Origin of the sequence: Micromonospora sp. CP22 (assembly GCF_009712475.1) — a bacterium.
Lineage (GTDB): Bacteria > Actinomycetota > Actinomycetes > Mycobacteriales > Micromonosporaceae > Micromonospora.
The window spans coordinates 37,077-47,237 of the sequence record NZ_VCJO01000027.1 but is presented as its reverse complement, the minus strand read 5'-3'; the positions used below and the strand labels follow the sequence as shown (position 1 = coordinate 47,237).

The 10,161-nt window shown below is 70.9% G+C and carries 9 protein-coding genes; 3 read left to right on the top strand and 6 right to left on the bottom strand.

Features of this window, described 5'->3' with window-relative positions; all coding sequences use genetic code 11:
• Window positions 1-179: 179 nt before the first annotated feature.
• The gene (locus FF096_RS24780) at window positions 180-488 is read right to left on the bottom strand and encodes a tyrosine-type recombinase/integrase (protein ID WP_155221969.1); all 309 of its coding nucleotides are present in this window, start codon (window positions 486-488) and stop codon (window positions 180-182) included.
• Window positions 489-1,341: 853 nt separating this feature from the next.
• Here FF096_RS24780 and FF096_RS24775 point away from each other — a divergent pair.
• Window positions 1,342-2,667: an NYN domain-containing protein gene (locus FF096_RS24775; RefSeq protein WP_309223878.1), complete on the top strand. Its 1,326-nt coding sequence runs from the start codon at window positions 1,342-1,344 to the stop codon at window positions 2,665-2,667.
• A 26-nt stretch (window positions 2,668-2,693) separates the two neighbouring features.
• On the opposite strand, the gene FF096_RS24770 is transcribed toward FF096_RS24775, so the two are convergent.
• The 5 genes from FF096_RS24770 to FF096_RS24750 are packed head-to-tail and all read right to left on the bottom strand — an operon-like array spanning window position 2,694 to window position 6,953.
• On the bottom strand, window positions 2,694-3,671 hold the full coding sequence (locus tag FF096_RS24770) for a hypothetical protein (protein ID WP_375335387.1): 978 nt from the start codon (window positions 3,669-3,671) through the stop codon (window positions 2,694-2,696).
• On the bottom strand, window positions 3,640-4,185 hold the full coding sequence (locus FF096_RS24765; RefSeq protein WP_309223877.1) for a DNA (cytosine-5-)-methyltransferase: 546 nt from the start codon (window positions 4,183-4,185) through the stop codon (window positions 3,640-3,642). Before FF096_RS24765 ends, FF096_RS24770 begins: the two co-directional genes overlap by 32 nt.
• Complete coding sequence (locus FF096_RS24760; protein ID WP_155221967.1) at window positions 4,182-5,054, bottom strand: hypothetical protein; 873 nt, start codon at window positions 5,052-5,054, stop codon at window positions 4,182-4,184. The genes FF096_RS24765 and FF096_RS24760 overlap by 4 nt, the downstream gene beginning before the upstream one ends.
• Window positions 5,051-6,049: a TRM11 family SAM-dependent methyltransferase gene (locus FF096_RS24755; RefSeq protein WP_375335386.1), complete on the bottom strand. Its 999-nt coding sequence runs from the start codon at window positions 6,047-6,049 to the stop codon at window positions 5,051-5,053. The genes FF096_RS24760 and FF096_RS24755 overlap by 4 nt, the downstream gene beginning before the upstream one ends.
• Window positions 6,033-6,953 (bottom strand): hypothetical protein, encoded by a 921-nt coding sequence (locus tag FF096_RS24750; RefSeq protein WP_155221966.1) that lies wholly within the window; start codon window positions 6,951-6,953, stop codon window positions 6,033-6,035. Before FF096_RS24750 ends, FF096_RS24755 begins: the two co-directional genes overlap by 17 nt.
• A gap of 1,113 nt (window positions 6,954-8,066) precedes the next feature.
• Here FF096_RS24750 and FF096_RS24745 point away from each other — a divergent pair.
• Together FF096_RS24745 and FF096_RS24740 are read left to right on the top strand one after the other, a co-directional pair.
• Window positions 8,067-9,119: a hypothetical protein gene (locus FF096_RS24745; protein WP_155221965.1), complete on the top strand. Its 1,053-nt coding sequence runs from the start codon at window positions 8,067-8,069 to the stop codon at window positions 9,117-9,119.
• 730 nt (window positions 9,120-9,849) lie between these two features.
• Window positions 9,850-10,158 (top strand): pilin, encoded by a 309-nt coding sequence (locus FF096_RS24740; RefSeq protein ID WP_230462937.1) that lies wholly within the window; start codon window positions 9,850-9,852, stop codon window positions 10,156-10,158.
• Window positions 10,159-10,161: the final 3 nt, after the last annotated feature.

Here is a 10,161-nt window from a genome sequence, read left to right as displayed (position 1 = left end):
GCTGGTTCCACCAACGCGCACGGCTAAGCAGGGACTACACCCTGGTCAGCTAGCAATTGGCGGCTGCCGTACTAGGCTTCGAATGGCGGGTCTGCGCCCCTCGGCCACGCAGCACCCATAGGCCAGATTAGAAGGCATCAGAGCAAATTCTCGTGGCGTCGCGGTCGTTGTGTTTAGGGCTACGCCGCGCTGTCGTTGCGGGGGATGAGGTCGGCGGCGTCGGCGGTGCCGCGTTCGAGTTCGATAATCACGCTGGTATATGTGTCGGAGGTGGGGCCGATGGTGGAGTGGCCGAGGGTTTCGCGGACTTCTTTCATGTCGGCGCCGCCGTGGCGCAGGTAGGTGGCGGCGCAGTGGCGCAGGTCGTGTAGCCGTACGGGGCGGCAGCCCGGCCTTGGCGATGAGGTGGTCGAAGCGGTCGCTGGATGGTTTGGGGATGCCACGGCTCGCCATCGGGGCGGACGAAGAACAAACCGCTGTCGGGCCATTCGTCGCCGCTGACGGCCTGCCAGCGCTGGCGCATCTCGAGGTGGTCGCGGAGGACAAGATGGTTTTCGGACCGAGGGGATTACTCGGTCCCCGGCGTCGCTTGTGACGTGGCGAGCGACGGGTGTGTAGCCGACGGTGGTGATCTGTCGGACCACAGTGAGGTAACCGGTCGAGGAAGCCTCCGGCCCTGCGCAGGCATCCACACCGTCACCGGGCTGGGGCGCTGCCCTGTGGCCTGCCAGTGCTCAACCGCTTTGGCGGTCCATATCCGTGCCTTGGCGCGGCGGGCGGTGGGAAGTTCGATGCCGAGGGCGGGGCTGGTGGGGATCAGTTTGGCTCGGACGACAGCGTCGTTGAGGGCCTTGCGTAGGGTGGCGTAGAGGCGTTGGATACTGGCCGCTTTCATCGGCCGCACGCCCCTGACCGTCGCCCGTGTCGCGGGGTCGGCGCTGCCGTGGGCGGGGCGGATGGCGTCGTGAGGATGCCGGCGACGGGCATCTTGTAGCGGGTGCCGACGCGGATGACGAGCGGGGAAGTCGCCGGTGCGGGCGAGTTCGTAGGACAGGGCCCGGCCCAGGCCGAAGACACGGCCGGCGGTGGGTAGGTCGGTGATCGCGCCGAGCGCGGGGATGCGCTCCGGTCCACACCCCGGCGCCGCTGGCCAGGTTGCTGGGCGCTCCTGTGGGGTCGATGTCGTGGCTGGTCACGGTGAGTACTCCGAATCGTCGATGCTGGAAGCAGAGTGAGATCAGGTTGGTCAGGTGCGGGTCTCGCTCGCGGCGGCCGTCACACGTGCTGCCGTGAGGCGGTACGTGTGACGGCGTCCTTGCGCAGCGTTGGTAGGTTGCGCTGGTGAGTCACGTTCGGGCGGCGCTCTACCTCGACTTCGACAATGTGTTCGGCGGCCTCTACAAGTTGGATCCGGACGTGGCGGTCCATTTCGCCGAGGACCCAGCAGGGTGGTTGCGCCGGCTGGCGACGACGGCCACGACGGATGGCGCGCGGCGTTGGCTGGTCCTGCGCTGCTACCTGAACCCCGCAGGCTGGGTGTACCGCACAGACCAGGGTGGGGAGCAGACGCGGTTGTTCTTCTCGAAGTTCCGGCCATCGTTCGTCCGTGCCGGCTTCGACGTGATCGACTGCCCTCGCTACAGCAGCACAAAGAACGCGGCCGACATCAGGATCGTCGTCGACGCCGTTGACGCGCTGTCCGCCGACACCCGGTACGACGAGTTCGTCATCGCCTCCGGCGACTCCGACATGACACCGCTGCTGCAACGCCTACGCCGCTCCGACCGGCGAACCATGATCGTCTCACCGGCCGACGCGGCCGAGGCCTTCACCGCGATCGCCGACCAGGTTCTCGACAGCCAGCACCTGTTGGGCTTGGTACAGGGCGAGTCGGTCGACCTTGACGATGAGCCCGACAGCGAGGTGGACGACGGGTTCGCCGAGCGTGTGGTCGCTGTCGACGGTGACACCCCTGCCGTCGGCCAAAGCGAGGCGTACGAGGCTTTCCGGTCGATCGTGACCCAGGAGTACGCCACGGCGACCGAGCCGCTGAACATGGCTTCGCTCGCTTCCCGGCTGCGGACGCAGCTCGGTCCGTCGGTCAGCGACAGCAACTGGTTCGGCTTCGGCACTTTCGCCCGCGCTTTGGCGAGCCTGACGTTGCCGAACCTGCGGATGTCGCAGCATCTGCTCTGGGACACCAGCCGCCATCCGGCTCCGGAGACTGTCACCGCGACGCCGCCCCGAGTCGCTCTGCCGAATCCCGTCGAGCGTCTGAGCGACCAGCTCGATCTGCCGCGAATGCCGCAACCTTGGTGGCCGGCGATCTACCGGACACTCGCCGAGTACGCCCAGTCGCAGCGGTTCAACTGGACCCAGTGCACCAGCTGGGCCCGTGACCATCTTCGGGAGCAGGGGCTGCCGGTCAGCCGCAACGCGGTCGGGTTCGTCGTTCGGGGCACGTCGTTCGGCGGTTGCCCATTGCACCGTCAACCCCCACCGACAGCCGACGAGATCGCAGCGGCGTTCATCGGCAACGTCCTCAGCCGCGCCCCCGACGCCGAGATCACTTTCTCCGACGAGGAGATCGCGACGGTCCACGCCTGGCTGGGCGCACCACCTGACAACGACGCCGAGCGGGTACGCGCGACGGAGGACCCTTCGTAGGGTGTTCCACCCGCGGCGACCGCTGGTCATGTGGACACCTCCCACCGGACGGGGCATAGCAGGATCCGCAACGCTGCGGCAGCCTGTTGGGGGACGACGCCGTTGCCGAGGATCCGTAGTGCGGCGGTGCGCGGCAGCCCGAGCGCTGGGTCGGTGACCCAGCGCTCGTCAAGGCCCATGAGCCACTCGACGAACGGTGGGGCGAGGACAGGCTTGCCGTGTGTGCCGACCTGTGTGGGCGTGGGTGCGGGCCGGCCGATGAGCAGTTCCCAGCGGGCGACGGCGGCGGCGTAGACGCCCCACCGCCGCTCGTCGGGGTGTCCCAGGTCGCCGGTGAGGTCGGCGACGGTGGTGCGTAGGTCGGTGCCGCCGTCGCCGTGTCGTCCGGGACCGCGCGCGTCGGACGCGCGTGGGGTTGGCAGGGTACGCCCGGGTACCCGCACCGCCGCCGATGGCAGGGTCAAATCCCCGTGTGAGCCGCGTTGTCCTGGGCAGCCTTTCGTGCCGTCGGTGGCTTTCGGGGTGGGCAGCAGCACCTGCGACAGTGGCGGGCGGAACCCGGCGCCGGCCCGTCGCCCCGCGGTGCCGGTGTCGCTGGCGCGCGGGGTCGGCAGCAGGGGGCCGGGAATGCCCATAGCGGAGTGACCGCTGGCCGCCGCCGACGGCGGTGGGGCCTGGGATTTCGGGGGTTTCCCGCCGTGGTGGGGCCGGTAGCCGTGGACGGCTGATTCGAGGGTTGGTTTCCAGGTGTCGCGGTGGGTGCCGCTCATGTAGCCGGTGCCGCCTCCGGCGGTCGGGGTGGGCAGGAGTCGCCCGGTGACGCCGGCCAGGCTTGGCCGGCGTGCCGCGCCCGCCGACGGGGACCGGTTCGACCCGTAGGGCTGTGCGGTGGGTGTGGGGAGCAGGTGGTGGCGGGTGCCGCCCGGTTCGACGACGTCGGGTAAGCCGTGCTGGTGGCCGGGGCCTTTGCCGTCACGGGCGCAGGGAGTCGGCAACGTCCGCACCCTCTCGTTCGGCGGGGGTGGCCAGCAGGAACAGCCGGTCGCGTCGGTGGGCGGCGCCGATGTCGGATGCGCGTAGGCATAGCCAGCTCGTGTCGTACCCGATCTCGGCCAGGTCACGGTGGACGACGTCGAAGCCGCGCCGCAGGAGGGCGGCGACGTTCTCCACGAACAGCAGGCGAGGTCGAAGACCGCGAACGGCTGCGGCGACGTGTGTCCAGAGGCTGGAGTGCTCCCCGGTGATACCGGCCCTCTTGCCGGCGTTGCTGATGTCCTGGCAGGGGAATCCTGCGGTGAGGATGTCGACCGGTGCGACTCTGGTCCAGTCGACGGTGCGGATGTCGCCGAGGTTCGCGACGTCGGGCCAGTGGTGGCGCAGGACGATGGCGGCGTGTCGGTCGGTCTCGGCGTACCAGGCGAGATGGCCGCCGAGCACCAGCTCGACGGCCAGGTCGAGGCCTCCGTAGCCCGAGCAGACCGATCCGATCCGCGGTCCGGTGGTATGCGCACCGCTCACGCCACCTCCCCGCGGCCCGTGCCGGTCGGAGCCGAGTTCGGGGCGTCGTGGGGGCACGTCCACGGCCCGCACCCCGGCGTGTCCGCCGGCTGCGGACGTGGGCGCAGCACCACCTCGTCGAGAGGCACCCGCTGCCGGTGCAGGAAGAACTGCCCGCGTAGCGGATGCCCGGCCGCGTTGGCTCGCGCGGAGCCGTTACGGATCGCATGGTCGAACGCGACGGCGTCGGCCCACTCGGTCGGACTGTTCTCGCGAAGCGCGAGCCAGAAACCGTCGGCGTGGAACGGGCAACCCACACACGACGAGCGCGGGGTGTCCCCGAGACCCTGCTGGTGCAGGTAACGCAGGCAGTCCTCGCGTCGCCAACCGAGATCGAGCAGGGGGAAGACGTTGCGCATGTAGGCGACGTCGGCGTCGCGGGCGCGGCCGATCTCGTCCAGGCTGATCCCGATCGCGATGTCCGCCCGTACGCCGGCCGGTACCCGGGCCGGGTGTGGGTAGCCGAGCCGCCGCCGAACCTCGACCTTGATGGGTTTGATCTTGTATTCGCCTGTGCACTGTCGCCGGGCCATGCCCCGCTCGCCGTTCGGTCCGAGCGTGTACAGGGGCATGCTGGCGAATCGGTGCTTCGGGTCGAGAGCGTCAGCCCGGATGTCACCGGAACGGACGCGCACGATCTCGATGCCGACCTCGTCGGCGACCTCCATCAGCCGGTCCAGATGCCGGTAGACCACAACCGGCTCCCACGAGGTGTCGGCGAAGATCGCCGCGTCGAACCCAGTAATCTCGCCGCGGGCCGCCAACAGCAGAAGCGTCGAGCTCTGCACCCCGGCGCCGAGCGACAGCAGCCGAGTCGTCGGTGCGGTCATCGGGCCTCACCCTTCCCCGAGGGCTGGGGGAGCGGCTTGGCCAGGACGATGACGTCTTCGTGGGCGATCAGGTGCATCGGTACCCCAGCGGCCCTCGCCTTGCGTACGGCGGAGAGTTGGAAGAAGCTCGGCCGCGCGATCAGCCGGCCGCCGCGGACGGCGGCGAGCAGCGCCACGCACCGCTCGATCGGGACGAGGCCGGCCGCGGTCCCGGCGCCGATGACCGCGGACGGCAGGTCGACCAGTTCGCCGCGTTTGCGCCACGGCCGGGCGGTGACCACGACGATCCCGCCGGGGGTGAGCAGGGTAGCGCAGCCGGCGAGGATCTCGGCGAATCCCTCGGCGAGGCCGGGCAGGTCCCGGTAGGCGAGGTTGCCCTTGTCGGTGCCGTCGTTGTAGGTGTTGTCGGACTTCTGGACCCCGGCACCGGCCTGCGGGCGGACCAGGCCGTGCACCGTCGGCCCGTACGGCGGCGAGGTCACCACCAGCGACACCCGCCCGGCCAGCGCGGCCGGCAACAGGCTGGTGATGCGGGTAGCGTCACCGCGTACCACCGACGCCCGCCCGGTCGCCCCCTGGGTGTGGGCGTGGGCGATGTTGGCATCGGCGATGTCGCTCCACGTGCTCTCGTACTCGACACCAATGGCGTCCCGGCCGAGATGCGCGGCCTCGACCAGGGTGGTGCCGATGCCGCACATCGGGTCGAGCACGAGGTCGCCGGGTGAGGTGTAGGAGTCGATGGCGTGCGCGGCGATCGCCGGCAGCATCCGCGCCGGGTGCCGGACCGAGTCCGGCACGTACCGGCCGCGGCGCTGCACCGGCCCCGTCGACTGGGCGGTCGCCCACACCGACAGGCCCTGCGGACCGGGAGCGGCCCGGCGGTGCCCGTGGTGGCCGGCGCTCGTGGCGGAGGCAATCGTGGGCCGGTTGGTGGAGTCGTTGTCGTCCGGGTCGGGTGCGGCGATCGGGGCGATGGGCCTAGGCACGGGCGTCACCACCCCGTCGGCGCCGCGGCGTGGGCGGCTGGGTCTGGCTGAACACGAAACAGTCGGCGTGCACCCGCAGATGCGCGACCGCCCACCGCTGGCCGTCCTCGCCAGCGGCGAGGGCGAGCAGTTCCTCGTCGCTGGCGAAGTAGGTGAACTGGTCGCCGTCGGCCTCGGCGTCGACGGCGACGATGTGCTGCAGGTAGCCGAGCCCGGCGGCGGAAGCCGCCGCGACCAGGGGACGGAAGTCCTCCGGAGTGGTAGGCGTGCCGACCGGAGTGCCGACCACCAGGACCAGGCAGCCGCCCGGGCGCAGCAGCCGCGCGCACGCGGCGAGCAGCCAGGCCAGGCGGACACGGTTGGACACTTCGCCGGAACGGTCCAGGGGCCAGCAGGCGACCACCAGGCTAGTGACGCCGGCGACGCTGGCGTCCGCGTCCGGGGGCAGGGCGGGGACCGGCGGGATGGTCGGGTCGGTGAGGTCGTCACCGAACCAGACGGCCAGGTCGAGCGGCTCCGGCCCGTCCAGGCCGGCCCCGATCGCCTCATCGAGGCCGGTGTCGATCTCGACGTCGGGCAGCGGCGTGGCCGGGCCGATGATCAGCGAGGCCGTATCGGTGAACCACGCCGTGTGGTGCCGGCGTTGTCCGCGCTGGCAGGCGGCGGTCAAGGCGTGGCCGTCGGTGAGGTCGACGACCGCCTCGCCGGGCCGGCTGTACGCGCAGATCAGTCGGTAGGCCAGGCGGGCGGGAACGCCGGTGGTGGGGTCGTCGCCGTCGCGGGCGGTACGCCACACGGTGATCGGCACCGGCGGGTCGCCGGCAACCAGATCGACCAGGAGAGTCGGGTCGGCGCCGTCGGTCTGGGCCGGGTCGCCGTGGGGCTGCGGGGTGTGCGGTGTGGATCGACTCATGCGATGTCGGCTCCGCGCCGCGCCGTGATGCGCTGACACCCACCAACCGGGGTCTGTCAGACCTGGCGAACACCGCGGACTCTGACAAGCGTCCTCGGTGTCTGACAAGGCGCCCGCAAGGCCATGACAGCTCGGTTTGGGTCCTGATACCTGGCTGACGTGCCGAGCGCACCGGCGGGCGACGGCAAGGACCTCAGCGACCCGCACTGTCAGATCCGCCGGAGTCTCTCTCGCGGCGCCGGACCGGTCGTCACGCTCTGTATCGCGGTGACGGAGCGGCGGAAGGCGTCGGCAGGCTCGGACACCGTGTGGCCGCCGGATGTCGCGGCGACGCTGGCACCTGCCGATGGGCGGGCGCCGGGTGGCGGGCGCGGCAGTTCGGTATTGCCGCGGCACCTCCGGCAGTTCGACACCTGGCAGTCTGTGGGCACTTTCCGGCGACTCGACAGCACCGCGGCAGTCCCGGCTGTCCGGCGGTGCCGTGTCGCAGTTCGCAGTTCGGCTCACATCCTCGGCCGGCGCGCTCGGCCACCCGGCGGCGACGCGCGCTGGCGTCGGTCGCGGCGCTGGAGGCCGGGCTGTCCATCGCTCCGGTCCCCCGAGCAGTGGGCGCCGGCCGCGCGAAGGCGCCGGGCGAGCAACTCGGCGCGTGTCCGCCGTCCACCGCTACTACGACCGGAGCAACTACGCCCGCGACGGAACCTCGGATGGCAGGACCGTTGTTCTATCGGGAAGAGGGTTTGTCAGAGCCTTGTCAGATCGCGGTTTCGGATCACGGTGAGCTTCCCGCAGCGTTGTCAGCTTTCCCACGCCCATCGCACGGGTCGGCCCTGTCCAGGATCGGCGGTGGAGGACGATCAGGCTACGGCGAGCCCGACAAGGCAGCTCACGACCCTCACTGCACTCTGCAAGGATTCCTGACAATCGATTCCTTGTCATATTTTCATTCCTGACAGTCCAAGCCTTGTCAGATTGGGTGAGCGTTTCGCGCGGACAGCTATTTCCCCCGTTGACCTGCTTCGTCAGGCCGTTGTGAGGGGGCTGTGGCGCACTGGGTGCTGTTCGCCGTTCTTGCGGCACATCCCTGCTGCCTTTGGTTTGGAGCCCCATCCCATGAGCGAGTCCGACCTTCGTGACGACTGGCCGGCGTCCGCGCTGCGGGCCGCCGACAAGGCGTTCGCGGCGCTGACCGTCGACCCGGCGCCACTGACCCTCGACTGTGCCGCGCTCACCCGTGCCGGCACGCCCGGCACCACCGGCTCGGCAGGCGCCGGCACTACCGTGTCCGGCACTCGCGGCACCGCCGATTCCGGCACTGCCGAGTGCGGCACGTCCGTGTCCGCAGGCGGCGTCACAGCCGCTGCCGGATGCGCCGGCACCACCGCCGGTGATCTCGGCGCGTCGGCACCTGCCGGCATCGATCTTGATTTGCCGTTCGGCGAGGTTCCGTTGCCGGTACTGCGGGACTGGCTGATGGCGCATCCGAGCGCGTACGCCGCCCGTGACGCTGTGTGGCGGGAGCTGATCCGCCGCGCCCGGCAGGGCAGACCGGAGTGGGTGATCGCCGCCGTCGGGATGGCCATGCCGGCACTCGTGGCCATGGCCGGCAGCCTCGCCGCCGGATACCACGGCGACCCGGCCGACATCGACGCGGAGATCCTCACCGGATTCCTGGAGGGCCTGCGCGGCGGCGTGGACCCCGGCCGCGACGCCCCGCACGCCAGCCTGTGCTTCGCCGCGTGGCGCGCCGGGCGGGACCTGCGCCTGGCCCAGCGCGAGTACCCTCTCGTCGACGACATCGAGCACGCCGCCGAGTCCCGCCTGCCGCGTCACCCGTACGGGCACGTCGACCTGCTGGTGTACCGGGCCGAGGCTCTCGGGGTCATCGACGGCGAGGACGTCGAGCCGTACATCGCGATCCGCCTCGCCCGGCGCACTCCCGCCTTGGTCGCCGAGACCCTGGATGTCGAAGTGGATGTGCTGCGGATGCGCCTCAACCGGGCCGACGCCCGGCTGGCGTGGGCGCTCGACGTCGGCCTGCTCACCGGGCCGCTGTCCCCGCGGCTGCGCGACGAGTTGACCCGGCGCCACGACATCCGCGCCAAGATCCGGGCCGGTAGGGCAGCCGCGCGCCACCGAGTGGGCTCTGCCGCCGCGGCGGCCTGACGACGCATTCCCCCTGCTCGGGCCCGGCGTGACCATCGCGCCGGGCCCGAACCATGCCCACCACCCGGCGCCGCTGTCACCACGAAGCCGCTGTGTCGGGCAACAGGCGCCGCGGACGCGGCCGACTGCCTGAGCGGGCCGCCGAACGCGGGAGCCGACGAGAGTGACAAAGCATTCGACAGGCACAAGCGCAGCGCCGGTTCTCGCCCGCGCCGGGTAGACACCCATCGCCCTCGATATGCCGGTGCGCCTGCCCTGTGAGAATCGCGGGTGCCCTGTCAGGTCTCTGGGTGTTCGCCATGTCTGACAAAGCCCGGTTGGTGGGTGCAGATGTTTCCCGCCGGCGCCATCGATGGCCCGGGCCCCGGGGGATGCTGCCCGCCGTCGGGCTAGTGGGAGGCACGCGCGTGTCGTGTGCCCCGGGTGCCGCGCCCCTTTTGATGCGCTGACACCACATCGAAGCCGCCAAACCCATGAGGGAGGACGTGCTCCTCCCGGGGATTCTCCACGCGGTACGCCCGTTCACCTCCCGCTACGCCCGGCGGCGGTTCCTACCCGTCTTCCGCTAGTCGCCCCAGCGCGCACCGTTTGCAGGTGCGGCGCGGGGCGGGAGGTGAGAGTCCCAATGTCTCGCACGCGACTTCCGCGCGCCCGCACGTTCCTGTCCGGCCGCGCCGTTACCCGGCGCCGCACTCCGCGCCGGGCCGGCGCCGTCGCCGTCGCCGTACATATGGCCACCGTCGCGATCCTGGTCGCCGTGCCCTCCGCCGCGTTCGCGGACCCGGGCACCCCGGTCTATCTCGCGGCCAACTCGTTGCCGCAGGTCATCGCGAACATCCAGGCATGGATCATGGGGATCCTGGGCGCGGTGGCCACGCTGTTCCTGGTCCTGGCCGGGGTCTACTACGCCACCGCGGGCGGTGACCCCGCCCAGGTCGACAAGGCCAAGGCCGCCTTGAAGAACGCGCTGGTGGGCTACGGCCTGGCGGTGCTCGCGCCGGTGCTGCTGCAAATCGTCAGAGGCATCGTCGGGGGCTGAGGC

Coding starts and splice junctions, on each gene's coding strand:
- FF096_RS24780 (WP_155221969.1), bottom strand. CDS start 488: ATGGCCCGACAGCGGTTTGTTCTTCGTCCGCCCCGATGGCGAGCCGTG.
- FF096_RS24760 (WP_155221967.1), bottom strand. CDS start 5,054: ATGACCGCACCGACGACTCGGCTGCTGTCGCTCGGCGCCGGGGTGCAG.
- FF096_RS24750 (WP_155221966.1), bottom strand. CDS start 6,953: ATGAGTCGATCCACACCGCACACCCCGCAGCCCCACGGCGACCCGGCC.
- FF096_RS24745 (WP_155221965.1), top strand. CDS start 8,067: ATGAGCGAGTCCGACCTTCGTGACGACTGGCCGGCGTCCGCGCTGCGG.
- FF096_RS24740 (WP_230462937.1), top strand. CDS start 9,850: ATGGCCACCGTCGCGATCCTGGTCGCCGTGCCCTCCGCCGCGTTCGCG.